We start from the raw sequence: 25262 nt of genomic DNA, 5'->3' as shown, positions 1-25262 counted from the left end.
ACAAAAGTAACCAAACTCCCATTGCAGAATCTGGGGTAAAATATCGCCTTACAGCCTTTGAGATGATTATCCCGATTTTAAATATGCGTCTATTCCGAGAAAAAGAATGGTTATTTAGCCTACTGGTAATATCTCTAGTTTTATGGCTGATATTTTTAGGGAACTCCCCTTTACGAGATTGGGATGAAGGGACTGTGGCACAGGTTGCCCGTGAAATTTGGCGTGCCCCACTTGGTTCAATGCGTTGGCTTTACCCTACTTTGGGAGGTGAACCTTATCATAATAAGCCACCACTAATGCACTTACTAATTGCTTGGACTTACTCTATCGGAGGGGTGAATGAGTGGACAACACGTCTACCAGGTGCAGTGTTAACTGCTTTGGGAGTACCTTTACTTTACTTAGTGGGATGTTTGCTTTTTAACGAAAGTTTACCAGCTCTATTTGCCGCTTTAGTTTACCTGACGATGCTGCCTGTAGTGCGTCACGGACGGCTAGCAATGCTAGATGGTGCAACTATTACCTTTTTCTTGCTGTTGTTGTTTTGTTTGCTAAAAGCACGTCAGAATCGTCGGTATGCTCTCGGTGTGGGATTCTGTCTAGGGTTAATAACTTTAACTAAAGGGATGATGGTTTTGCCGCTAGGAGCGATCGCTTGTTTATTCCTGATTGCAGATCGGCAATTTGCTTTGTTAACAAGCCCCTATTTATTAGCGGGAATGTTTTTAGGAAATGCGCCAGCGATCGCTTGGTTTGCTGCTCAATGGCAACATTATGGCCAAAATTTCTTCCAAGTGAATTTTCAAGCACAAACCTTTGCTCGCGTTGCCCAAGCTGTTGAAGGTCATAGCGGGCCTCCCTGGTACTATTTAATTGAGATAATTAAGTATAGTTTTCCTTGGCTATTATTTTTACCGGGAGGTTTTTATCTAGCTTGGAAAAAACGTCATACTTCCTGGGGATGCCTAATTATTATTGGTACAATTCTTTACTTAGTAACTATCTCTTTAATGAGAACTAAGCTCCCGTGGTATGTTATGCCTGTATATCCATTTTTAGCTTTGGCAATTGGTGCTAAACTTAGCGAAATTTGGCAACACGGTCATTTTCGAGTGCGAAGTTGGACAATATTTATCGCTATTATTGCTATTGCTGGTTTAGGAGGTTGTGTTTACTTTATTCTTGCAAAGAAAGAGCCTGTTTTAATAGTGATGAGTGTTGTTTTGGCAGTAAGTATGGGCATCACAGCTTGGCTAATAAAACAGCGCGATCGCAACTTTATTCCAGTGTTATTTTCTGGGATGTACTTAGTTTTAGCACTGCTGATGAGTTCGCAATCATGGATTTGGGAATTAAAGGAAGCTTTTCCAGTTAAACCAGTAGCGGGCTTAATTCGAGCAAACGTTTCACCAGGAACACAAATTTATACTTCTTTTGCTTATGGCCGTCCTAGTTTAGACTTTTATAGCGATTGCAAGGTAACTGCTGCAAGTACGCCACTTTTACAAAAAATGTTATCTAATAAATCTTATTTGCTGCTAGATAATATAGCTTTACAGCAAATCAATTTAACTGGTAGTAAAATAATCGGATCGTCTGAAGGTTTTACACTGATTTCACCATAAGTTAATGATGTGGTAACTCTTTATTTTCAGTCATGATACTACGATCCTTCGTTGGTTACTTGAACAATGGATTGACTAGATTGGGCTAGATAGATACCCACCAAGACTACGGCAAAAGTCGCCCAGTCAAACAAACCGACTTGTTCTGAAAAAATGAACCACGCAAAAATGGATGCCAAGACTGGTTCGAGGAGAAGGGTGACGGCGACAACGCCTGAAGAGATTCTGCTGAGGCTATAAGCCAAAAGTCCCTGACCCAACACTTGGCAAAAAAGAGCTTGGAAAATTATGAAAAACCAACCTGTCCAGGAATAGGGGAATAGTCGATTTTCGAGGAATGGGAGGACGGGTAGTAGAAGCATTGTTGTCACTCCACAACGCCACAGCATTATAGTTGCGGTGCTAAATCGGGTTCGGAGTCGTTCTATCAACAGCATACACGTAGCCATGAAAACCGCAGTTAGCAATGCTAATGCATCACCCAGTATTTGGTCAGTTGCAAATTGCACCTTATTGAGTTCAAAGGCGATCGCTCCCCCCAAAGCTATGACCAGACCAATAACGAATCTGTTATCAAAGCGCCGACCGAATAACAGATACCCAGCCAAAGCAACAAATAAGGAGTTCAAATTAGACAGTAAAGCTACGTTGGCAACGCTAGTTTGACTCAGCGACCAAGCCCACAAGAGGAGATAAGTTCCAGCAGCTGTTCCCATTGCTAACAATAGCCACACTTCTTGTGTCGTAAAAGGCTTTTGTTCTATAGATTGGTTGTCGGACTGTTGGTAGCGGAAAGCCTCAATTCCATTCCACAACCCAAAGACAACTGTAGCAATCCAACTGCGATGAAATACTACAGCATTTGCACCAATTTCTTGTTGACATAATTTGGTCAGAGATGGTGCTAAAGATATGGGAATTAGGGCAAATAATAATGAGACTGTTCCTAATAAAGCTGGTGTATCGGAGAATTGTTGCTTTAGTAATGACAGTTTTAACGTCATACTTTTAACGAAAGTGTTAACTATATTTTTAACTGATTTCTGGAACGGGTAAGTAACAGCAGCCTGGCTAGATATGGCTAAGTATAAACCCATTAAAACTACAGCAAAACCTGCCCAATTTGAGAAAGTTAATTCTTCGGAAAATATTACAAGAGCGAAAATGCCGCTAAATACTGGCTCTAACAGATGCACCAAGGAGACAACTACAGAGGAAAATCTGGCAAGGCTATAGGTTAAAAGCCCATGACCTAAAACTTGGCAAATCAGGGCTAGGGAAATGACCCAAAGCCACCCACTGACTGTAGAGGGGAAAACCCGATCTTGAGTAAACAAAAGTATGGGGAAGATAACTAAAGAAGCGATCGCACAGATCCACAACTGGATTGTAACCGGAGAAAATTTAGTTCGTAATTTTTCTACGATCAGCAAGTATGCACCCAAGAAAATCGCAGAAACGATCGCAGCAAAGCTTCCTTGAACTTCGTCTGTGGCGATTTGTAGTTCCTCAAATTCAATGGCGATCGCTCCCCCAAGTGCGATGACCATCCCAATCAGGAATTGGCTCTCAAAACCCTGACGAAATAACAGCCATACGCCTAAGCTAGTAAATATGGGGGCGAGATTATGCAATACACTAGAAATCGCAACGCTAGTTTGAGTCAGCGACCAAGCCAAAAAAACTAAAGTGGCAGCCCAAAGAATACCAGCGCCTAGCAATAGGCAAAGATCCTGAGTGGTGTATGGCTGTTGTTCTACAGGTTTGTCTAAGGAAAATCGCTGTCGTATTGCCTTGTAGCCATGCCAGAGCAAGAAGACCACGCTAGCAAGCCAAAAGCGATTAAATACAGTAGCACTGGGGCTGAGTTCAACTTCGCTCAATTTCATAAAAATAGAGCCAAAAGATATGGCACCTACACCTAGAAATAATGAAGCGATCGCTATCTTCGTTTGATTGGTTACATTCATTAGGGAATTTAAATTCAACTTCTTAGCAATAATGGATCGAACCCTCTAACCAACCCAGCGCTCTTGGGCAAATCCTACAGCTATTTTGGCTAGTAATATCACAAAAGCACCCAATATCAAATATCCCTGACGAGGATGGCGAGATAGCTGCACACCAATGGCTATATTCAGAGGCACAATACCATAGGCGAGACGGCTCAAGGATATAGTACCTCCAGAGGCTAGCAGCAAACCAATACCACAAAAGCCATAAATAACTGTAACTGCGGTTAGTTGTGTGTGTAAACGCCACAACACATAGCCACCAACCAAAACCATGAACAAGTTGAGCAAGTTATTGATCCACTGTTCGCTTGCCAGAATCAACAAAAATAAGACTAAAGCATAAAAGCCATAGAACAATTTCACAGTACGAGGATGTTGACGGAAACGCCATAAAAGATAGCTACTGGCAACAATCGCGCCAAATAACCAGAGATACCAGGGGTCTTGAATGCCGCCAAATGGTTTTTGAATCCAACCATATTGCCAATTCTTTGTACCGACTAGAATTTGCATGAGCATATTTAACCAACCCTGCCAGTCAAACCCCAGAGTTGGTCGCCATCCCCGCTGTGCTTCGATAAAAGCTAAAGGGCTGCCAAAATAAATCGCACAATACAAACTGAATAGAAGTATGCCAATAGCGGTAGTCAAAGCAGCTATATAGGCAATGGGTGGTCGGCGTTCTTTCCATGCTGCGATCGCTAATGCTGGAATTAGTGCCATACCTGTAGGACGTGTTGCTGTGGCCATCGCACCCCAAAGGGCAGTCCAGCCATAATGCCTTCGGTCGAACGCCCGCAAAGCTGATGTACTCAAAAACAAATACAGCCCCTCTGTGTAAATCACCCCCGTAAACATTGAAGATGGATACCAGGAAACCACAGCAACAACCCACTGCGCTATATTGATGCCATAATGCTCTTTGATCCAAAAGTATAAACAGTAAAGCGTTGCGAAAAATGCCAAGTTGTTTACCAACGTACCCGCTAATTCAAACGGTAAGCCCAACTTCATCAAAACCCAGATACTTAAGGGAAACAGGGGAAAGAAGGCAAGATTATGTTGCTTGCCGTCATTCACAAATTCATAGCCAGAAGTAGCGATCGCTCGATAATGCATACTATCCCATGCATCAAAAACCCCCCAGCCAAAACTGGGCAAAAATTCTTCTGCTGCTAACGGTAGCTTTGGTGCAACCAGTAACATAGCAGTCCAGATGAATATTCGGCTGGCAAGCCATATTGCTGCTGGAAACAGGAAATCATTTTTCCATAAAACTTTTTTTATAATTATCTGAACTTTGACCATAAGATTGAGTGCTTCAACAAACTCCTTTATGCATCCTTTTACCTATGGCTGCAACACAGCAATTTATGAGTAATATTTTGCATATTAAATCCTCCACCAACATCATTAACAAACTGGACAAATCCGCAACTACTTGAAATTATTTCTTATTTGGTTACTTTTGCCAATTTTCTCAGAATTTATCATTAAAATATAGTATTTATAAATATAATTTTTGTCTAGTTATATGAAAATTTAGCAGCTTGAAGACGTATTTTAAAAGCCGATGAAATAGTTTAAGACTTACGCACTATACAATACAATTGTATAAAATAGTACGCAGGATTAATCGCTTTTATTACTCCTCAAGTATAGAAAAGGCTTTTAGCTCTTTTTGTATGTATTCCGTAAGCTCATCTTCAGTATATTGAAATTGATTAATTCTTCCACTAGAAACAAGATTTAATTTTGCAACTTCTATTAGATCCAGATGTACCCAATCCTCACCATCTAGAAATTCAATATCTAACTCATCCATAAATAAAAATATTGCTACTTTATTGGAGTAAAGAAGTATCTTTTCTTTATCTTGATTACTGAATATTTCTTGTTGTAAAAATAGTTCTATAGCATTAACTCTCATGTATTTACACAGAAAAGGAATATCTATATAACCTGCATCTTCAATATCTATTTTGAATGGTTTTGGTCTTGGGTTCAACGCGGACATAATTACAACCCAGTCCATAACCGACTTATTCATCCATAGTAACGGAGTCGATAAAAGAAAGCTAATAACATAGAGAAAAGGGAACTTAGCTTGGTAAGCTAATATTTCTGCAAGCTCATATTTTTTTAATTCATTTATAAACTGGCTAAAGTAATCTATTGAACTAGAATAATTTGCATTCCAGTACATTTCATCCAGGAGATTTATCATATCTTGTTGTTTATTTGTCATGGCAAATATTCATGCATTTTTTTAGATTTATCTGTTATAAGACCTTGAAATTAACGGATTGAGGCTGGCGCAGGGACGAGGACAAGAGGAGATAGAGACACGCCGACACCTTCCTTCTGCCCCTCACCTCCTCGTCAGTGTATCGATTATAGTGATTCCTGTTATTAAAGAGTCCCCGGCAATTTATAGTGGGAGTTGTCTGTAAATCCTTAAGCAATTGTGAAAGCGATTACTCTTGTTGGTTCCACTGGTTCTATTGGTACTCAGACTTTAGATATTGTCACTCAGTACCCAGATCAGTTTCGGATTGTGGGATTGGCAGCTGGGAACAATGTAGAGATGTTGGCTGCTCAAATTCGGCAGTTTCGACCGGAAATAGCAGCCATTTGCTCAGAAGATAAATTACCAGCGCTCAAAGAAGCTATCATTGACCTCGATCCCCAACCGATTCTACTGGGTGGCGACGCTGGAGTGATAGAAGTTGCTCGTTACGGCGATGCCCAAACTGTTGTAACTGGGATCGTTGGTTGTGCTGGTTTGCTACCCACGATCGCAGCTATTGAAGCTGGTAAAGATATTGCTTTAGCAAACAAAGAAACTCTGATTGCTGGGGCCCCTGTGGTTCTACCCCTAGTCGAAAAACACGGTGTAAAATTACTCCCTGCCGATTCCGAACATTCCGCAATCTTTCAATGCCTGCAAGGTGTACCAAAGGGAGGCGTGCGGAAAATTTTACTCACGGCATCGGGTGGGGCTTTTCGAGACTGGGATGTAGAAAAGTTAGCAGATGTAACCGTTGCTGACGCCCTCAAACATCCTAATTGGTCGATGGGGCGGAAAATCACAGTAGACTCTGCTACTTTGATGAATAAAGGACTGGAAGTAATTGAGGCTCACTTTCTGTTTGGGTTGGATTATGACGATATTGAAATTGTCATTCATCCCCAGAGCATTATTCACTCGCTGATTGAACTGCAAGATACTTCAGTTTTAGCCCAACTGGGTTGGCCGGATATGCGCTTACCCTTACTGTATGCTCTATCTTGGCCCGATCGCATCTATACCAACTGGGAACGACTAGATTTAGTCAAAGCTGGAAATTTAACCTTCCGCGAACCAGATCACCAGAAGTATCCTTGTATGCAGTTGGCTTATGCTGTGGGTAAGGCTGGTGGTTCGATGCCAGCTGTGTTGAATGCCGCAAATGAGCAAGCTGTGGCTTTATTTTTAGATGAAAAAATTCGCTTTTTAGATATTCCCCGGTGTATCGAATGGGTGTGCGATCGCCATCAAAATGATAACCGTACAAATCCCTCTTTAGATGACATTTTGGCAGCAGATAAATGGGCAAGACAAGAAGTTTTAATCGCAACTGAAAAGTTAGAAACTCACTCGCGGATAATTTCTCTGCGATAAAAACCTTTACTCATATCCCCAAAAGGCAGATTTTCTGGTTCTTGACCAATTCTTATTTAGCCTTCAGCCTAATGCTGAAGGCTAACGGTTAAATTCAGCGGCGATAATTAGTACAAAAAAAGCTACCTCAAGGGAGTGCCCTCCCACAAATCCCAATAAATGCGTAGCCGTAAGGCTTGTCGTTAGACATCGCACTTTCCCATCAACCCCATTTAAAAATCACGTTTTTTTGTCGAACTAAAATCAAACTGTTTCTCAAGACCGTAAGCGGCTCTATCAACTCCGTTTTGCTCGTACTCAAAAATACAAGCACCTATCAACCAGTTACGAATAGTTAAAATTTTGTTAACGGCTCGTACAACAGTAGCTAAACTTGTGTTGTTAATATTACTAATATCATTAATGAGTTCTTCGTAATTCACGCTAATTACTGTACGCCACAACTACAATTAATTAATTTTAATCTAAGGACTTCCCCAAAATTAAGCTTTGCGATCGCATTTTCCCCACTGCAACAAAAATGCGTAGACGCACAGAGGCTTGTCGTCAAACATCGCACTCTCCCGAAAATAACCAAAATGCGATCGCTTTGGGACTTTGGATATACTGAAAATAGAAAGAACTAGCCAAGACAAATTGAATGCATGACAAATCGTGAAGAATTGATCCAGGAACTCGAACAAGCTCCTGATGATATAGTTCAGTCAGTATTGGATTTTGTTCGTAGAGTAAAAGCAACACGCAAAACTCATCCTCTTGCAAAATTTGCAGGTATTTTAAGTGATGTCGAAGCCCAAGAATTAAAACGGGCGATCGCCACAGAATGTCGTCAGGTGGATGTAAATGAGTGGTGAGATTGCTCTGGATACCTCCGTGGCGGTGCGTTTTTTGAATGGGGACAATGGGATAGTTGCACGAGTACTAGCATTACCAGAGGTGATTTTACCTACCGTCGTAGTGGGGGAGTTACTTTTTGGCGCGGAAAACTCTACTCGTCCATTACAAAATTTACCTCGTTATCTGGAGTTTATTGAGGCTTGTGTAGTTCTACCATTAAGTCGAGAAACAGCAGCAGTCTATGCTCAAACCCGACTGGCTTTGAAACGGAAGGGACGACCAATTCCAATGAATGATGTTTGGATTGCGGCACAATGTTTAGAGCAGGGCTGGATATTAGTTACGGATGATACAGACTTTGATTATGTTGATGGCTTGATGTTAGAGCGTTGGTAGTTCAATCTAGGAATTTATAGCTCAATCCCATTCAAACCCAAACTAAACGCGATCGCCCTTCATCCCCTCAACAATAAATGCGATCGCACTTCCTCAATATCACAAAGGCAATCGCACTAATCCATCAACCCAATAAAAAGGATTTAGCCCAACGGCATCAACTCAATTGGAGCGATATAGAGGTAGAAAAGTTGACAGGATTGGTGGGAGGGCATCCATTTTTAGTGCGTTTAGCTCTGTATCAAATTGCTCGGCAAGAAATCAATTTAGCGGAATTTTTGCAAACCGCAGCCACAGCAGAAGGCATTTATAGTAAACATCTGCAACGCCTAGAATCTATTTTGCAGCAACAACCAGAATTATGGGATGCAATGCAAGAGGTTGCTTCTAGTAATAGTCCAGTACATTTGCCCAATGTTATAAGATTTAAATTATATAGTCTAGGATTAGTAAAGTTACAAGGTGATGAAGTAACGCCGAGATGTGAGTTATACCGTCAATATTTTCGCAGTCATTAAAAAGACTATTTAACTAAATTAACTCAATTACAACGCCAGTTTGTACCCAAGTATCAGTTGTAGATGATGGAATTGTCGAGTTCAACAGGCAATTCAATGTTACAAACAATCATCAAGTCCAACAAATTACTTCTAACAGCTTTGGTTTTGGTATCAGCAGCAACATTCAATAGTCCCAAAGTTGATGCAAGAAATAGCCAGAATCTAAATCTAACCCAATTACCGACATCAAGTGCGAACTGCAATGCGTGCGGCACCGAAGGTATCGCACCAGCACCAGAATGGAAAAAATTCTCTCCAGATGAAGGTAAATTCTCTATTCTCATGCCCGGTGAGGAAATTTCAGACATCACACCAGATAAAAGTGAAAAGCCTGACGGTGTTGAGTCTACAAAAATGTATCTGAGTACTAATGAAACAAATGTGTTTATGGTTAGCTATGCTGACTTTAACAATGATGTGACTCAGATTCCTTCAAGTGAATTATTGGATTTCGCTGTACAAGGGATATTAGAAGATGGGAAAAAATTACTAAGTCAGGAAAATATTACTCTAGGTGCATATCCTGGCATAGAAATGAAGCTGTGGGATGAAAAAGAAGGAATTTTTATGACGGGTAGAGTTTTTATTGTTAATCAACGGTTGTATATACTCTTTGTTGGAAGCAATAAAAATCCTCAAGTCAGTGATGTCAGAAAGTTTTTTGACTCCTTCGAGTTGATACAGTAATTATCTTACTAGTTGCTGAATAGATTTTTTTAGCAACTATTAGGACTCCTGTCTGATTTCTGAACAAAATTTCAAATTAAACCCTGATACAACAGCCTTTTCAGTCTCAGGATGTTTTCAAAAATCAAATCGGAGTCCTAATCTAACTCTTATATATTGTGATTATTGATACAAGTTTTTTAAAAAAGCCTTTCCAGCAATTCTGCCAAATTGCCAAATAAGTTGCCTTTTACCCGAATAATTGGATCATTTTCAGCTAATATGGCATTGGCACAGTTAGACAAAAATCTTAGCTTTAGTATCTATTTCAAATTAGGTCTAATAGCTTTAGCAATAGTAATTTTGACTTCAGATAAAAATTTACCCTTTCTAAATAAAGACCTTCTCAGACAAGGGCAATTATTAAGGAATTAATATATATGATTATTACGTTGATTATAGCTTGGATAGTCTTCATAATATTATGGAAATTGTTGAAAGCAACCGTGAGTACTGCATTAACTCTTGCGGCAATCCTTGTTTTATTAAATATTAGTTTTGGCATTACTCCACAAGATATTTGGCATTACGTAACCCAGTTTGCTCAAAATATGTCGCAGATCCAAACTGTAAAGTAAAAATCTATACTTCACTTTTCATTAGCAAAAGTGAAGTATAGATTATGAAATGACAAAATTTTTAACTTTGACGTAACTGGCGTCAAAGTTTTTGTGGTGTTTACAACCTTTATTGGTCAATCATTATTTAATGCTGAAATCTTGGCTAATGCATCCTTAAAACTCGGCGGCAACTGACGCATAATCTTGCCTCTTTCGCGATCTAAAGCTACTAATGTAACCTTGGCAGTGACGTACAATTGTTGTCCATCAGTTGAGACAATGGCATAATCCCAATTGATTCGGACGCCAGTCACCTCAGCCATGCGCGTTTTTACCACTACTGCCATACCCAATTGAATTGAACGGTGATAGCGCACAGACAGTTCTACAACTGGTAAATCACAACCTATCGCGACTAAATCAGCAAATTCAACCCCTATAGATCGCAAACATTCAATCCGTGCTTCTTCCATCCAAGCTATATAGGAACCGTGCCAGACAAGACCGGCATAGTCAGTGTGGTGGGGTTGCACTCTCACAAGATATTCAAACCAATTCCCAAATTCATGACTTGATGGATTGTCAAGAGCGCTGGTTGGTGGTAGTTTTGGTTGGCTGGGTTTTTCTTCTGACATCTTCAAGTTTCTCAGCACCTATAAATTTTCCAAATCATTGAATAGCATAAAAATTAATTGCACTGCCGGACTTATTGATTTAATATTTACCTTCCGAGTATAGGGAGTGTTTTGTTATGCAGCCTAATCTCCGGTATGTTGGTGTTGTTACTTTAACTCTACTTAGTTTACTAAGTTTTGGGATGGCTTACCCAGAAAATAATCAGGTAAGCACAAATGCAAAATTTAGGTACGACTCCGGAGAAAAAGCTCAAGCTTTACCCAAGAATAATCAGCTTTCAGAAATTGCAAGGCTTAACGAAGAAGCTATCAAAGAATCTCGGCAAGGTCAATCGAAAGCTGCGTTGCAGAGATTACAGGAAGCATTAGCCATTAGCAGAGAACTTGGAGAGCGCTCTTGGGAAGCTGTAACATTCAACAACATTGGCAGAATCTACCAAACCCAAAAAAAGTATCCCGAAGCACTTCAATCCTATCAGCAAGCCCTATTAATTAACAAAGAACTTGGGGATCTCGTTCGACTTGGCAAAACCTACAGTAATATAGGTTATTTATTCGATATCCAAAACAAACCAGAGTTAGCAATTTTTTTCTACAAACATTGCTTAATTAATCGTGAGAAAGCTCGCTTAAATCCATCAGCACTTAGTACGCTACAACCAGATGCTTATAGCATAACTGTTAGCCAGACATATCGTATTTTGGGCGAACAATTACTCAAACAGGAACGTGTTGCTGAAGCGCAAAGGACAATGGATTTACTCAAAGTTGAAGAACTAGAGGAATATCTCCAGAATGTGCCAGGTAATCAACGTACTGTCAAAGGTATTAATATAGCGGCAACAGAAAAACCAATTAAACAAAAGTTAGAGCAAACCCTGGATAATGCTGTTGTGCTGGGTAAAGAACTGACAACACTACGGAAAATTTCCCCCAAAGAGCGATCGCTCGAACAGAAACAACGGATCGAGCAATTAGTCCTAAATCAACAGCAACTCCTGGATGGATTTAACGAATTTATCAATAGTCCTTCAGTGAAAGCACAGGTAGAGCAAATTACCCTTACAGCTAGGCGGCAAAATTTGGATTTGGAGAGTCTCAACGAACTTCGAGATAATTTGGCGCTATTACCTCAAAAATCGGCACTACTCTACCCACTGATTTTAAAAGATAGTTTGGAATTGGTATTGGTAACCCCTGAATCTCCACCAATTCATCGCACCGTTGCCGTAAAACGTGAAAACCTTTATCAAACAATTGGTGCTTTCCGCCAAGCTTTAATCAATCCCAGTCGAAATATCAAAGCACCTGCACGCCAATTGTATGACTGGCTAATTAAGCCGATAGAAAAAGACCTGAAGCTTTCAGGTACACAAACTCTGATTTATGCTCCAGATGACCAATTACGCTACATTCCTTTAACTGCTTTATATGATGGCAAACAATGGCTAGTGCAGCGCTTCAATGTAAATCACATTACATCTGCCAGCTTGACTAACTTAAACACCCCAAAACAATCTACTTTGCGGGTTTTAGCAGGTGCTTTTACTAAAGGTAATTATCAAATCAAGGTTGGTAATCGGCAGATTGCTTTCGCTGGCTTGCCCTTTGCAACGCGGGAAGTGGAAAGTTTAGCAGCTACGGTTCCTGAAACTACGAAGCTTTTAAACGATGCCTTTAGCCCCAAAGCCGCTGTACCCCAAATGGATGATTATACAATTGTCCATTTAGCAACTCATGCAGCCTTTGTAGTAGGTAAACCAGAAGATTCGTTTATTTTATTTGGGAATGGCGATCGCGTTAACTTTAGAAATGTCGCCACTTGGTCGCTCCCCCATGTAGATTTGGTAGTATTGAGCGCCTGTGAAACCGGCTTGGGAGGCAAGTTAGGTAACGGTGAGGAAATTTTGGGCTTTGGCTATCAGATGCAGCAAACCGGCGCTAGAGCCGCGATCGCCTCGTTGTGGTCTGTGGATGATGGTGGTACACAGGCACTCATGAGCGCTTTTTATGCTATCCTCTCCACTGATAAGTTAACTAAAACTGAAGCTTTACGACAAGCTCAAATCTCATTAATTACTGGAGACTGGAAGGAAAGCAGTCACAATGTACCCTTAGCAGGAATTAGTGATTTTAGCCAGCCGTACTATTGGGCACCCTTTATTTTAATTGGCAATGGACTTTAGCTGTCGATTGTTCTCCACTTCTGCCAGAGGATGCCTTTTTCAAGCTTGTGGCTGATGTGTCAGCGAGAAAATTCATTAAAAATTCATAATTCATAATTGCATTATCTAAATAGATTCAGGCTCCAAGGAAAATAGGGTTGCTTGCTTGATAATTGCAGGCCTTTTTGACCTATCCTTTAATTATGAATTACTAATTATTAATTATGTTGATTGTTATTAGCAGTGCGGTTTGCCACCTTCTAGCTAAAGGCTTAAAATCTCGCTCGTGAGGTTTTGGCAGATACAACAAAATGTGCGATGGGCTAGCCACGAGCCAATCACTGAGTGGTAATGAAGAATAGGTGAGAGCGATCGCTAACTAGGGCACTATTACCGATTGCCAGTTACCGATAATCAATTTCTAATTTGCGATCGACCTTTGGAACCTTAATACTTCTTGGCAAGAGTTTTAGAGCCTGTATCAGTTTGCATAGATTGCTTGACAATATTAGCCAGTTCGTCTAATTGGCTAATTGCCTCCGCACCCTCTAACTTCATTAATTCGCGGTCATCCCGCATTTCCGTCCAAGTAATCCCGTAATCGGACACTAAAAACCGAATCAGATGGTTATCACCCAAGCTAACCATAAATGATGCACTATTCATTTGGTCGCCACAGGTGTAACAGGACGCAGGATACCCACGCCGCTCTAGTACAATCGCCAAGGCTTGCAGGTTCATTACCAAGTCTTGGACGAATTGTCTATGTTGATGTGCTAGTCTCAGAAACACTTTTGTCCTCCAGACACCACAGTTATTTGAGTCTCTTTTATATTTTCTTTAGATTTTCTCACCCACTGGTATTGTAAACTATTCATTACATTTCCCAGACAGATGATATTGAGTCGTTAATTGACTACCTTGTTTAGGGTAGTGGATCGGAGTTTTGAGCGCCGTATCAAACTATTCAGTTTGCAAATTAAAAATCTCGGACAGAATTGCTAAATTTAACTATATCTTTATACACTTCTGTCAGGGTAGATTCTTAACAGGAAGCGATCCGCTTTAAGAGTAACTTAAATCTACCACTAGTCAACTACAGAAAAGCTACATATTACGTGTTTATTGAGCATGTGCAGCCAAATTTACTGTTGGTAAAGGTTATAGAGTAGTTTTGCATCGTTATACTGTCTTTTGCTTAGATGTTCGATCTGTTCTCTTTCTAACGTAGATTTTGGTATAAAAGAACAATTAGGTATACCGAATTCTTATCTCCTGTATATGTAAAGTTGAGCAGATGAGAGTGCAAATTTGATATTCAGTACTAAAAACTAGTTAACTGTAGTTTTTTATGCAAAAACTACGTCATTAATAGACAACTCTGAGTGTATAATCCACAATCGATAAACTCAACACTAGACAATATCTAAACTAAGGAGAGCAATGTTGCCATTTAGGCAATATTTCCAGGTATTTTGGGTTTACTTTAGAAAAGTTATACAAACCAAAGCACAGAAATTTGGAAAGATTCTTATCTTAGTTTGCTTTTACCAAATTAAATGCATCTATAGTATATTTTGATTATTTATTCAAACAGAGTAATTATTTTTTATACAAGACTTGGGGCTTGAGCGACTGCTTAAAGGCAGGTAAACTTCCGCCATAGTGTACTAGTGCCCTAAGCGCTGTGGCGGTTGCTGGTTGCTATATTTTAATTTTTATCTCCTTTAAGTAAAAGACCTTGACAGGTTTACTGCCAAGGTCTTTTTTATTGCTTACTAAACATTATTTGTAGTGCTAACAAGTTTTTCCCCTTTCAACATCCGCCCCGCAGCTTCAAGTAGAGCTTCTTCGAGATAAGGCTTGGTAAAGTAGCCACTAGCACCTAGTTGAGCTGCAATTTGTCTGTGCTTGTCTGCACCCCGCGAGGTGAGCATAGCGATCGGTAGGTGGTTGAGATTGGGGTCTTTCTGGATGCGAGAGAGTAACTCCAGACCATCGCAGCGGGGCATTTCGATATCGCAAAATACAATATCGCAAGGCAGACCGGAGCGGAGTTTATCCCAAGCTTCCTGACCGTCACGCGCCTGTTCTACGCGATAACCTGCTTTGTTAAACGTCAGGGATAGCAATTCTCGGACTGTAATCGAGTCATCGACGATCAACACTGTTGGATCGATCTTCGCAGGAGAGGTGTCTGGAGGAGTACCTTTCTGTTGCCAAGAATTGCCACCAATTTGTGTAGAAATCCGCCCTTGGAAGATGTCAATGATTTCCAGCACGTCAGCAATAGGCATAATGCGACCATCACCCAAGACTGTAGCACCTGCTACACCAATGGGTTTAGGCGCTGGGCCTTCAAATTGCTTAATTACAATTTCTTGTTCGCTCAACACCAGGTCAATTTGTAGAGCAATCAGGGTATTTGCCGATCGCACCACAACGACAGAAACCATATCATCATCTCGCGTACCCCCATAGACATTACCGCGACTGATTTGCCGATTGAAAGTTAAAAGTTCCTTCAGAGGTCGGAATGGCAACACCGTATCGCGCCAGGAAATAAATGATTGCCCATTGGCGTCGTGCTGAATATTCTTGACTGGTATATCCAGCGTATCTTCTACACCGTCCATCGGGAAAGCAATTCTAGATCGATCGGAGACGCAGCAGAGAGCTTTACAAATACTCAGAGTCAGTGGCAGACGAATGGTGAAGGTGGTTCCCTTACCGATCGCAGAATCGGTGCTCACTGTCCCCCGAATTTCGCTAATCTCGGAACGCACTACGTCCATCCCCACGCCACGGCCAGAAATTTCATCTGCTTGGTCTTTAATTGTAAAACCAGACTGGAACAGCAGATCGTAGACCTCCAGGCGAGACATGGCTTTTGCCTGCGCTTGTGTAATCATGCCAATCTTCACTGCCTTAGCCTTAACCTGCGCTGAATCGATGCCTGCGCCATCATCGCCTACAGAAATGATCGTTTGGTTGCCTTGGTGGAAGGCACGGATAGTAATGATTCCTACGGCAGGTTTACCAGCAACTTGCCTTTCTTCTGGGGTTTCAATGCCGTGAGCGATCGCATTATTCAGCATATGAGTTAATGGATCGGTAAGATGATCCAAAATCATCTTGTCAATTAAGGTATCGCCACCTTCGATCGCCAACTCTACTTGTTTGCCACATTTAATGGCATTGTCACGCACTCCTCGCCGCCAGCGATCGATAGTTTGGGCAAAAGGCACCATTCGCGCTCTTGTTAATCCCTCTTGTAGCTGAGTGGTTACTTGGCGGAACTGCCTTGCGACTCGCTCGGTTTCTTCGGTCACAAAATCAATGTCACTTGCCGACTCACGCACTCGCACAATGCGCTCAATCATCTGCTGGGAGAGTGTATGGAAGGGAGTAAAGCGATCCATTTCTAGCTCGCTAAAACCCCTATCGGCATTGGAATCAGGTGCTTGAAAGCCGGAGTCTTTCTTTTTGCGTCCAGCTAACAGAGAGGCTTCTAGGAGCGATCGCTCGTACAACTCCTGCATCCTTGCGCCCACATCCGAGAGTTGTTGTACCTGAATCAGCAAGTTATCTAATGACTGTCGCAGCCGTTCGTGATCCTGCTCTAAGGTATTGCGATTTACCACCAACTCTCCAACTAAATTACTCATATCGTCCAGTTGCTTAACTGGAACCTTCATCGTTTCTTCAAATCTTGCAGCCCGACGAGTAGAGGGGCCGGTAGTTTTATTGGCGTTATATTTTACTAGTGGTGAATGAGATATTGTTTGATCTGCTTCTGCCAGCAACTTCTCCAAGTCACCAAATTCATCTTTTATGACTGGTGATGGAATAGTAGTTTTAGCCAAGACTGGTTGAGTCTTGAAGGGCTGGCGCTTGCTGTCGTTATCTGTACCTAGCAAGTCTTCCAGCGCAGCAAAATCTACTTCTGGTATTGACTTAGCTTTGGGGATGGGTGCTACTTCCTCTCCTAGTAATGCTGCCAAGTCTGCAAATTCATCAGCTTCTGGAGCAACTTCTTCAATGGTTTCTGTCGTTGCCAATTCTTCAGTTGAGGCAATAAGAGCATTTTCTACCTCTGACACTGGTACAGCTTCAGATATTTCTCCTAGATCCCACAAATCGGTTTCTACATCTTCCTGAATAACCGTTTGTGTGAAGTCATTGACAGATTGTGAGCCAATTGTTGCCGCGTTTTCTCCTAATTCTTCCTGGTTTGCTGTTTCTGGCAGAGCAGTTTCTGTAAACAATAAATCATTTGCAAAACCCAGCTCTATACCTTCAAAATCTGTGTTTTCTGGGAACTCAAAGGCAGTTTCTAAGTTATTGCTCCCCTCAGTATCTAAAACTTCTGAGCTTGTCTGGGGTGAAGCTGGAGCTTCCTCAAAACTGAAATCTAGAGAAACTTCTGTAGCTGATAGTTCATCCACAGCATTATCTGTGGCGTCCATCTGAATATAGGTGGAGTCATGTGTCGCTACATCTTCAAACAGCAGTTGCGGATTTTCATCGAATGAGCCGAACAAATCATCTGGCTGTGTTTGGGCTGATGCTGAATCTAAATTTTCTCCAAAGCTGATCGTTTCTGATACATCCACAGCATTATCTGTGGCGTCCATCTGAATATAGGTGGAGTCATGTGTCGCTACATCTTCAAACAGCAGTTGCGGATTTTCATCGAATGAGCCGAACAAATCATCTGGCTGTGTTTGGGCTGATGCTGAATCTAAATTTTCTCCAAAGCTGATCGTTTCTGATACATCCACAGCATTATCTGTGGCGTCCATCTGAATATAGGTGGAGTCATGTGTCGCTACATCTTCAAACAGCAGTTGCGGATTTTCATCGAATGAGCCGAACAAATCATCTGGCTGTGCTTGGGCTGATGCTGAATCTGAATTTTCTCCAAAGCTGATAGTTTCTGATACATCCACAGCATTATCTGTGGCATCCATCTGAATATAAGTGGAGTCATGTGTCGCTACATCTTCAAACAGCAGTTGGAGACTTTCATCGAAAGAGCTGAACAAATCATCTGGCTGTGCTTGGGCTGATGCTGAATCTGAAGTTTCTCCAAAATTGATGGTTTCTGATATATCCACAGGATTCTCTGTGGTGTCCATCTGAATATAGGTGGAGTCATGTGTAGCTACATCTTCAAACAGCAGTTGCGGATTCTCATCAGTGTTTTCATCGAAAGAACTGAATGGATTAAATTCCAGATCGACAGCAGATATCTCTGGGGGCTGATTAGTAAATTCTGGAACAAAATCTAAAGCTTCTGGTTGTTGCGATCGCCCGATAATTTCTTCCCCTGAATGCTGCGCGAACAACGGCGTTTCCGGCGTGGAGGGCTGTACACCATCGTTGGTTGCAGGGGAAATAGTTAAGTTACTCGGTGCTAACTCATCAAATAAATCATCTCCAGAATCTGATGAGAATATCAAATCTAGCTGCTCTTGCTGCTGGAAATTGATGTCAAAATCTTCTTCTATGCCAAAACCGGCTATAGGAGAAGGTGTGGACTGCTGACTGTTAGCAAAAATGTCATCAGCCGCCGCAAACAAACTCTCCTCTAACGCCCTCTCCACATTCTGCTCAATTAAGGAATTGAATTCGTCCTGTTCGTCTGTGGTTTCTTGGTTCCAGAAGTTGCTCAGATCGTTTTCTGATTGAGAAAACTCAGGTGCTGTTGGTGATGATGTATCAAATAAATCACCAATTTCTGGTTCGCTTGTCGGTAGTAGTGTCTGTTCTTCCATTTCAACAAACGGGTTGTCCAAAGACAAGCCTGTTTGCTGGGGTAATTCTATGTAGTCACTAGGGGTAATTTCTTCTACCCAATTTGCATTTTTACTTTCTAAGAATAAGTTATCAAAACTATTTTGTTGGTTGGTAGATAGTTCCACACTGGCGATGGCTGCGCCAACGTCTCCGACGAACGCCTCAGTTTCTGGTTGAGTCACTTCGCCTGTAGGCAATAGTTCTATATCATCATCTAGTGCCAGTGTCAACAAATCTTCAACAACAGCGTTTTCTTTAACACTATTTTGGCCAATTTCTCCAAGAGGCTGGTTTGTATCACTAGGAATCTCAGCAAATTCTTCTAAATTATCAGCAGTATAAGAATCTAAATTTATATTAAGTACGTTAATATCGCTTAACTCTAGAGTCGTAGCAGATGTTTCTTGATTTTGCGGTTCTGAATTCTCCTTTTCTAGGAAGTTTTCGCCAAATAACAGGGATAAATCTTCTGTCGTGGCTGTGGTTGTTGGGTGTTGCTCGTTGCTTATAACTTCATCAAAAGAGAGGAAATCGGATAAATCGCTATGAGCGTCCTCAGCATCAGTGCTGCTGAAATCAATTCCAAAGTCATCGGAGGCAACAATATCTAAGGTTTCTTCTTGATGCCAGCTTTCATCTAGTTCGGGAGTCTCACCTGCAAATAAATCGGCAAGCGTATTTAACTCAGCTATTCCTACCTCTGGGCCATTGGGGTCAAGATTGCTACTGATTGGATGCGCTTCTTCATGTGCCGTGAAAGCAAGACTAGTGTGAGTTGTAGCGTTTAGTGATGTCTCTTGTCGCTGAAGATAGGGGCTAACAGTAATATCCTCGTCTAGATTTTGTTCGTCACTTGTTTGGGCTAAGTTAGTTATGAGTAATGGCTCGGTGTTACCAGATAAAATTGGCTCTGATATAGTTAATGATTCTGTCAAAACCGCAGACCGATCGTCAAACAAATCAGGGGTAATTTCTAATAAATCAATTTCTGCAAAGCTCAAAAGTGCTTCTAGTTGCTGACTAATTGCAATTTCAGTTTCCCTACCTTGCAGGACTAATTCTTGAGCTTGCTTGATTTCGGTAATGACAATTTTAGCTAAAGTCAAATAAGTATTTTCGGGATTGCCGATCGCACTGGCTGCTGCTTGACACAAACCACACCACTTAGATAAATTCCAAGTCTCACCAAGTTTGACTAACTGGTAACAGCATTGCTGAAGGTTTTGTCGAGTTGAGGGTGTTGTTGTTTGCTTAAACAGTTGCAACATTTCCCGCAGTCTTTGCAGCACCTGGGCTTGAAATTCGCTCCAATTATTATTTTCTTTGGCGGTGACTGGCGATAGCGCAGCGTTAGCGAGTCCGCGAGCGTCTCGCGTAGCGTCTCGCACCTCCTGGGGTGCTACCGAGCCAGATATTTCTGAAGATACCTGATGGGTGTCTTCTGCCAAACTGGAAATATCTGGCCGAAAGAACATTTCTGTCAGTGTGGAGACATTCTCTACAGAGGTTGTGTGTAGTTCTGTTGCGTCAGGACTGCTGGCTACTCCACTCTTTCCTTGTTCTACAAGTAGTTCTAAATGCTGATACAGCCATTGAAAGACTGGCTCAGTTTCTGACATCAAAGTATTAGCTGCATCTTCGGAAAGACCAAATGGCCCGCTCAAATGCTCTAACAGCGATTTTAGGGTATCAGATACACCGAGAAATAAAGACTCTAACTTTTGGTCAATCTGAACCGGATTATCTTTGAGAACTTTGAAACAATCTTCCAGACGGTGGGAGGTATGCTGGATGCTAGTCAATCCAAGCATCGCCGCTCCTCCTTTGATGGAGTGAGCCGCCCGGAAGACTTCACTGATCATTTCCGGGTCGTTCAGGGTACCTTCTAAATTCAGCAACCCCTGCTCAATGGTATTCAGGTGATCCCTGGCTTCTTCGATAAAGTAACCCAAAATCCGCTGTTGTTGTTCCGGCAGCATAGTTTTTTAGTCATTAGTCATTGGTCATTGGTCATTGGTCATTAGTCATTGGTCATTAGCAAATAAAAAAGGACAAAGGACAAATGACAATTTATCTGGTTTCCATAGTTTCCACTCGGAAACGTTCAACGGAGGCGATCAAGTCACGGGATACACCAACTAAGTGTTGTAGGGCACCTGAAACTCGTTGTGCTTCCTGGGAAGTTTCTTGGGCGGTGAGTTCTACTGACTGCATTACATGAGCAACGGCGCGGGAGGTTTCCGTTTGTTCCACAGTGTCGCTGGTAATGGAGCGCACAAGAATATCGATGCGATTCGCCACTTGAATAATATTTTCGAGCGATCGCTTGGCTTCTTCTGCCAATTTTGTACCTTTAATTACTTGTTGTGTGCCTTCTTCCATTGCGGTCATTACAGAGCCTGTTTCGCTTTGGATTTGCATCACAATTTGTTCAATTTCCTTCAGGGATTTAGCAGATTTATCTGCTAGCTGGCGTACTTCATCTGCTACGATCGCAAACCCGCGTCCAGCTTCTCCTGCCCTTGCCGCCTCAATACTAGCATTGAGTGCTAGCAAGTTTGTTCTGGAAGCAATTTGGGAAATCAACGCCACAATTTTAGAAATTTCTTGGGAAGATTCCGCTAACCGCTTCACTTTCCGAGTGGTTTCGGCAACGGTTTCTCGAATTTCTAAAATCCCCGCCACGGTATTTTCTACTGCTTCGCCACCTTTGAGAGCGATCGTACTAGCATCACGAGCGACGGTTTCAGCTTCCCGTGCTGCCTCTGCTACCCGCTGAATCGAGTCAGTCATTACCTGTACAGAATTCAGCGTTACTGCCAACTCTTCTGCTTGGCGCAAAGCATCACCAGATAAGGCTCTAGCAAAGGTTTCGGAGTTGGTTGCACCTTTGGTCACATCCTTCGCCGCCACTTTTACCTGTTGAACGATATCCCGCAGGTTTTGAATTGTCAGGTTAAAGGCGTCAGCTACGGCTCCCAGTACGTCGGCTGTCACTTCCGCTTGGACTGTTAAATCGCCTCTAGCAGCTCCTTCGACATCATCCAATAAGCGAATAACCTGACGTTGCAGGTTTTCTTTGGCTTCCTCTTGTTCATCAGCTTTCCGTTGGGCTTCACTTGTCGTCGTGAAAATTACCCGCGCCATTTCATTAAAGGCAGTGGCTAAATGCCCCAATTCATCTTCGGAAAACACTGTGGCTTGAGCATTCAGATTTCCTTGACGTACAGCCTCAAACTGAGTTTGGAGATCGTTTGTTGTGCGCCGAATTTGTTTAAGCGCCAGATTCCCCATGAAGCCTGCGGTAGCAAAACCTGCAATCCCAGATGCTAGCGACATTGCCCAACCTGTGTTTCGTACTGATTCTCGTTGTTGGGCTGGAGAAAATGTAGTGGCGACAAAGCTAACTGTGGCTACAACCAGCGCTGAGACGATGCCCACACTTCCAGCAATTAGCCATTGTTTCCGTTCAATAGAAGCATTTTCTAATGGTGCTAACCATCCCTGCTCAATGCTGACGTTGGGTTCTAGTTTCGAGATATCTGTTTGGCTAAAGACTGGAACGGCTTCATGGGAACCAGTCATCGTGAATAGTTCCTCTTCGCGATCGCTAGCCGCATTACTTGGAAAAGCTTCCGCGACTTTAGGGCGTCCACTGCCACTGGTTTCTGATGGAGTAGAATGCATTGCTAGATCGCCGAAGTTAGAATCTCCTTCAATCAGGTCAAACCCTGGAATGTTGCCTAAATCGTCAAATTCCTCAAAGTCATCTAAAAACTCAATATTGCTCTTAGAATTTTCTCCATTTAGTATATTGTTTGAGTCTTCATAAGAGCCTAATTCTTCTGACCCAAAGGCAGACTCAAATGCTTCTATATCAAAATTTTCATCATCTTCAAAGCTGTTTGTATTTATGACTTTACCTGATTTAAGCTGCTTTTCTTCCAGAGGGAGATTGCTACTAAAAGATGAAGAATCCTCAAGTAAATCAGGCTGAAAAGCTGATCCTGTTCCCACATTTTTTGGTTTTAACCAATTATGTGCTGCGGTTTCCGGTAAATCATTCTCATTGCTGTATTTCAAGTTATTAGTTGTAGACGAACCATTTCTAAGTTCTTCTTCAACAATCAATAAGGTTTCGTCTCCAAAACTAGATTTTTTATATTCTAAATTCTCCTTACTAAGCTCTGGAGATTCTGGTTCGCTCAAAAAATCAGGTAAATTATTCTCGCTATTACCAGTTTTTGAATTAGAAGATGAAGAGTTATTATTGTCAATAGCTGAATTTCCGCGATCGGCATTTATCCCATTATCTGAGAAAGGACTATTTACTAATGATTCTTCCAGAACATCTTCTGACATATCTTCCTGCCAAAAAGCAGGTAACTCTAATTCTGCTTTTTCCTCCCAGTTGCTATTCGGCTCTTGTTCCTCTAATTCTTCATCCAATGCAAAAGGATCGTCACCAAAAGGTGTAGAAGAATCTGATATTTTTACTGTTCCAATACTATCTTCTGTGGGCATGTCAAATGGACTTTTTGAAGATATTTCTTCAATGCCATTCAGAGTTTCTTGATGCTCTCCAAAAAAGTTCAAATCAAGGTTATTGCTGTCAAAGTCCTCACTAGCGCCCAAATCTTCTAATTCTTGTTCGCTATATGCCAGTGCATCAGACATATCTGAGGAACTTATTTGCTCTTGACTATTTGATGTATCAATCTCCCCACCGAATGACTGTAAATATTGATTGATATTCTCAATTCCATTATTGGCAAAAGCAATAATTTCTCGATCGTCAGTCAATAGTAATACCTGTTGATATTCTTCTTTTGCTACATCGTACTGCTGTAAAACATAGTAGATGTGACCCCTTAACAAATGGGAGTTAGGGTCAGTTGGTAAATTTTGCACCACTTGGTCAACTAAAGTGGCGGCAACCTCATAATTCCTTTGAACATAGGCGGTCATCGCCTGTTGATATGTTGGCTCGTAATTATCAATACTTGCTGCCATTTCCTCCTCCAATTTCATCCTGCCCACCGCGCACTCCGTAAAATCGCTATTTGATCGAGCAGTCGTAGACACTGGTTAGTTTTAGTACCTAGTAACCACTCTCCACGTAAAAAGGGAGCCATAGTATCAGGAACATTAGTTGGTGGCATGAGATTCTGGACATCCAGCCAGTCCATACCACCGATTTCCTCTACTGCTAAACCCACCATTGTGTCTTGCTCTTCAATGGCAATCACCGGAATTTCAGCTCTATCCGTGTTTAATGCACTTGCTTCCCCAAGAAATTGACCCAAATCAGCCACCCAAATAACTCGACCTCGTAAATTTAGAGTACCCAAAAGTAAAGGAGAAGCATTAGGAATCGGGGTGATTCTATCAGGACTTAGTTCAATTACCTCCCGAATGCCAGTTGCTTGTAGTGCAAACTCCTGATGCGAGGGAATGTAAAACCTCAAATGTAACTCACCTTCAGGACTTTCTACTTGTAATTCAGGTCGGAAATGGTCTTGACCACTGCCACTTAAAAAGTCCGGTTTGCTGACCATATTGCTTTTATCCTTATCCTCGCAGCAGTTGTTTGACTGTTCCCACCAACTCAGTTGGTTGAAACGGTTTAGCTATATAGGCATCTGCTCCCTGTTTCATGCCCCAATAGCGATCGAATTCTTCGCCTTTGGAAGAACACATAACCACAGGGACATTTTGGGTTTTAGGATCGGATTTTAAGCGCCGACAAACTTCGTAGCCGTTCATCCGGGGCATGACAATATCCAATACCACTAAATCGGGAGGTGCTACTTGAATTGCCTCCAATGCTTCTAATCCGTCACTGGCATGGGTTACTGTTAGGCCAGTTGCTTTCAGGAGGTCTGTAATCATCTCCCTTTGCGCGATACTGTCTTCCACAATCAGAACTGTACTCATAAATGTCTATTTACCTCCTGATGTAGACGTTCCTATTTGGAACATTCCCTGATTCCTCCGCAAGTATTAACTGTATAAATTAATTCTAGTTTTTCACTATTTTTCTCGATATTGACGTTTCACTGAGTTGGCTGACTCTGTGATAACATTTTTTACCCGATCTTTTAGTAGATCAACAAATCTAGGATCTTTTTATGTGCCCGATAATGGCAGTTGCTCCACTTGGGGAAACCCCAAAACCCTACTGCCTCCCTCATGTACTATAGGACTTACGCAATAACTCTCTGAAACTCTTATTCCTTTGCGCCCTACCCTGCGGGTACTCCGTTGGAGAACTCGA

18 protein-coding genes are annotated in these 25262 nt (G+C 41.7%); 8 read left to right on the top strand and 10 right to left on the bottom strand.

Annotated features, from left to right (window positions below):
* Window positions 1–83 precede the first annotated feature (83 nt).
* Window positions 84–1625, top strand: coding sequence for an ArnT family glycosyltransferase (locus V7L01_RS27800; protein WP_335040848.1), 1542 nt, complete (start codon window positions 84–86; stop codon window positions 1623–1625).
* Window positions 1626–1663: 38 nt separating this feature from the next.
* On the opposite strand, the gene V7L01_RS27795 is transcribed toward V7L01_RS27800, so the two are convergent.
* The 3 genes from V7L01_RS27795 to V7L01_RS27785 form a co-directional block, all read right to left on the bottom strand.
* Window positions 1664–3595 carry a DMT family transporter gene (locus V7L01_RS27795; protein ID WP_335040558.1) on the bottom strand — a complete coding sequence of 644 codons (1932 nt, stop codon included), beginning with the start codon at window positions 3593–3595 and terminating at the stop codon, window positions 1664–1666.
* Window positions 3596–3640: 45 nt separating this feature from the next.
* Window positions 3641–4948 carry a mannosyltransferase family protein gene (locus V7L01_RS27790; protein ID WP_335040556.1) on the bottom strand — a complete coding sequence of 436 codons (1308 nt, stop codon included), beginning with the start codon at window positions 4946–4948 and terminating at the stop codon, window positions 3641–3643.
* Window positions 4949–5285: 337 nt separating this feature from the next.
* Window positions 5286–5888 carry a hypothetical protein gene (locus V7L01_RS27785; RefSeq protein WP_335040554.1) on the bottom strand — a complete coding sequence of 201 codons (603 nt, stop codon included), beginning with the start codon at window positions 5886–5888 and terminating at the stop codon, window positions 5286–5288.
* Between the two features lie 219 nt (window positions 5889–6107).
* On the opposite strand from V7L01_RS27785, the gene dxr reads away from it, so the two are divergent.
* Complete coding sequence (dxr, locus tag V7L01_RS27780) at window positions 6108–7304, top strand: 1-deoxy-D-xylulose-5-phosphate reductoisomerase (RefSeq protein ID WP_335040552.1); 1197 nt, start codon at window positions 6108–6110, stop codon at window positions 7302–7304.
* Between the two features lie 212 nt (window positions 7305–7516).
* On the opposite strand, the gene V7L01_RS27775 is transcribed toward dxr, so the two are convergent.
* Window positions 7517–7726, bottom strand: coding sequence for a hypothetical protein (locus V7L01_RS27775; RefSeq protein WP_335040549.1), 210 nt, complete (start codon window positions 7724–7726; stop codon window positions 7517–7519).
* 222 nt (window positions 7727–7948) lie between these two features.
* Between V7L01_RS27775 and V7L01_RS27770 the strand changes: the two genes are divergently transcribed.
* The 5 genes from V7L01_RS27770 (at window position 7949) to V7L01_RS27750 (ending at window position 10401) form a co-directional block, all read left to right on the top strand.
* Window positions 7949–8158, top strand: coding sequence for a DUF2281 domain-containing protein (locus V7L01_RS27770; RefSeq protein WP_221708583.1), 210 nt, complete (start codon window positions 7949–7951; stop codon window positions 8156–8158).
* The gene (locus V7L01_RS27765; RefSeq protein WP_335040547.1) at window positions 8148–8537 is read left to right on the top strand and encodes a type II toxin-antitoxin system VapC family toxin; all 390 of its coding nucleotides are present in this window, start codon (window positions 8148–8150) and stop codon (window positions 8535–8537) included. Before V7L01_RS27770 ends, V7L01_RS27765 begins: the two co-directional genes overlap by 11 nt.
* Before the next feature lie 77 nt (window positions 8538–8614).
* Window positions 8615–9055, top strand: coding sequence for an AAA-like domain-containing protein (locus V7L01_RS27760; RefSeq protein WP_335040545.1), 441 nt, complete (start codon window positions 8615–8617; stop codon window positions 9053–9055).
* A gap of 96 nt (window positions 9056–9151) precedes the next feature.
* Entirely contained in the window at window positions 9152–9784 is a 633-nt protein-coding gene (locus V7L01_RS27755) for a hypothetical protein (RefSeq protein WP_335040543.1), read from the top strand.
* A 419-nt stretch (window positions 9785–10203) separates the two neighbouring features.
* Complete coding sequence (locus V7L01_RS27750; protein WP_335040541.1) at window positions 10204–10401, top strand: hypothetical protein; 198 nt, start codon at window positions 10204–10206, stop codon at window positions 10399–10401.
* Between the two features lie 116 nt (window positions 10402–10517).
* Here V7L01_RS27750 and V7L01_RS27745 read toward each other — a convergent pair whose 3' ends face one another.
* Complete coding sequence (locus tag V7L01_RS27745; RefSeq protein WP_335040539.1) at window positions 10518–11018, bottom strand: acyl-CoA thioesterase; 501 nt, start codon at window positions 11016–11018, stop codon at window positions 10518–10520.
* 116 nt (window positions 11019–11134) lie between these two features.
* Here V7L01_RS27745 and V7L01_RS27740 point away from each other — a divergent pair, with 116 nt between their 5' ends.
* A complete protein-coding gene (locus V7L01_RS27740) occupies window positions 11135–13204 on the top strand; it encodes a CHAT domain-containing protein (protein ID WP_335040537.1) in 2070 nt (689 codons plus the stop codon).
* Between the two features lie 426 nt (window positions 13205–13630).
* On the opposite strand, the gene V7L01_RS27735 is transcribed toward V7L01_RS27740, so the two are convergent.
* From V7L01_RS27735 to V7L01_RS27715, 5 genes are all read right to left on the bottom strand, one after another.
* Entirely contained in the window at window positions 13631–13975 is a 345-nt protein-coding gene (locus V7L01_RS27735; RefSeq protein ID WP_335040535.1) for a DUF1815 family protein, read from the bottom strand.
* Window positions 13976–14961: 986 nt separating this feature from the next.
* The gene (locus V7L01_RS27730) at window positions 14962–20964 is read right to left on the bottom strand and encodes a hybrid sensor histidine kinase/response regulator (protein WP_335040532.1); all 6003 of its coding nucleotides are present in this window, start codon (window positions 20962–20964) and stop codon (window positions 14962–14964) included.
* A 91-nt stretch (window positions 20965–21055) separates the two neighbouring features.
* Window positions 21056–23998, bottom strand: coding sequence for a methyl-accepting chemotaxis protein (locus V7L01_RS27725; RefSeq protein ID WP_335040530.1), 2943 nt, complete (start codon window positions 23996–23998; stop codon window positions 21056–21058).
* A gap of 14 nt (window positions 23999–24012) precedes the next feature.
* Window positions 24013–24543: a chemotaxis protein CheW gene (locus V7L01_RS27720; RefSeq protein WP_335040528.1), complete on the bottom strand. Its 531-nt coding sequence runs from the start codon at window positions 24541–24543 to the stop codon at window positions 24013–24015.
* Window positions 24544–24556: 13 nt separating this feature from the next.
* Window positions 24557–24922 (bottom strand): response regulator transcription factor, encoded by a 366-nt coding sequence (locus V7L01_RS27715; RefSeq protein WP_012412195.1) that lies wholly within the window; start codon window positions 24920–24922, stop codon window positions 24557–24559.
* Between the last annotated feature and the right edge of the window lie 340 nt (window positions 24923–25262).

The organism is Nostoc sp., assembly GCF_036917095.1.
In the GTDB taxonomy this organism is placed as follows: domain Bacteria; phylum Cyanobacteriota; class Cyanobacteriia; order Cyanobacteriales; family Nostocaceae; genus Nostoc.
Note: the sequence above shows the minus strand (reverse complement) of the source record. Positions and strands in the feature narration are given on the sequence as shown.

Coding starts and splice junctions, on each gene's coding strand:
- V7L01_RS27800 (WP_335040848.1), top strand. CDS start 84: ATGCGTCTATTCCGAGAAAAAGAATGGTTATTTAGCCTACTGGTAATA.
- V7L01_RS27795 (WP_335040558.1), bottom strand. CDS start 3,595: ATGAATGTAACCAATCAAACGAAGATAGCGATCGCTTCATTATTTCTA.
- V7L01_RS27790 (WP_335040556.1), bottom strand. CDS start 4,948: ATGGTCAAAGTTCAGATAATTATAAAAAAAGTTTTATGGAAAAATGAT.
- V7L01_RS27785 (WP_335040554.1), bottom strand. CDS start 5,888: ATGACAAATAAACAACAAGATATGATAAATCTCCTGGATGAAATGTAC.
- V7L01_RS27770 (WP_221708583.1), top strand. CDS start 7,949: ATGACAAATCGTGAAGAATTGATCCAGGAACTCGAACAAGCTCCTGAT.
- V7L01_RS27765 (WP_335040547.1), top strand. CDS start 8,148: ATGAGTGGTGAGATTGCTCTGGATACCTCCGTGGCGGTGCGTTTTTTG.
- V7L01_RS27760 (WP_335040545.1), top strand. CDS start 8,615: ATGCGATCGCACTTCCTCAATATCACAAAGGCAATCGCACTAATCCAT.
- V7L01_RS27755 (WP_335040543.1), top strand. CDS start 9,152: ATGTTACAAACAATCATCAAGTCCAACAAATTACTTCTAACAGCTTTG.
- V7L01_RS27750 (WP_335040541.1), top strand. CDS start 10,204: ATGATTATTACGTTGATTATAGCTTGGATAGTCTTCATAATATTATGG.
- V7L01_RS27745 (WP_335040539.1), bottom strand. CDS start 11,018: ATGTCAGAAGAAAAACCCAGCCAACCAAAACTACCACCAACCAGCGCT.
- V7L01_RS27740 (WP_335040537.1), top strand. CDS start 11,135: ATGCAGCCTAATCTCCGGTATGTTGGTGTTGTTACTTTAACTCTACTT.
- V7L01_RS27730 (WP_335040532.1), bottom strand. CDS start 20,964: ATGCTGCCGGAACAACAACAGCGGATTTTGGGTTACTTTATCGAAGAA.
- V7L01_RS27725 (WP_335040530.1), bottom strand. CDS start 23,998: ATGGCAGCAAGTATTGATAATTACGAGCCAACATATCAACAGGCGATG.
- V7L01_RS27720 (WP_335040528.1), bottom strand. CDS start 24,543: ATGGTCAGCAAACCGGACTTTTTAAGTGGCAGTGGTCAAGACCATTTC.
- V7L01_RS27715 (WP_012412195.1), bottom strand. CDS start 24,922: ATGAGTACAGTTCTGATTGTGGAAGACAGTATCGCGCAAAGGGAGATG.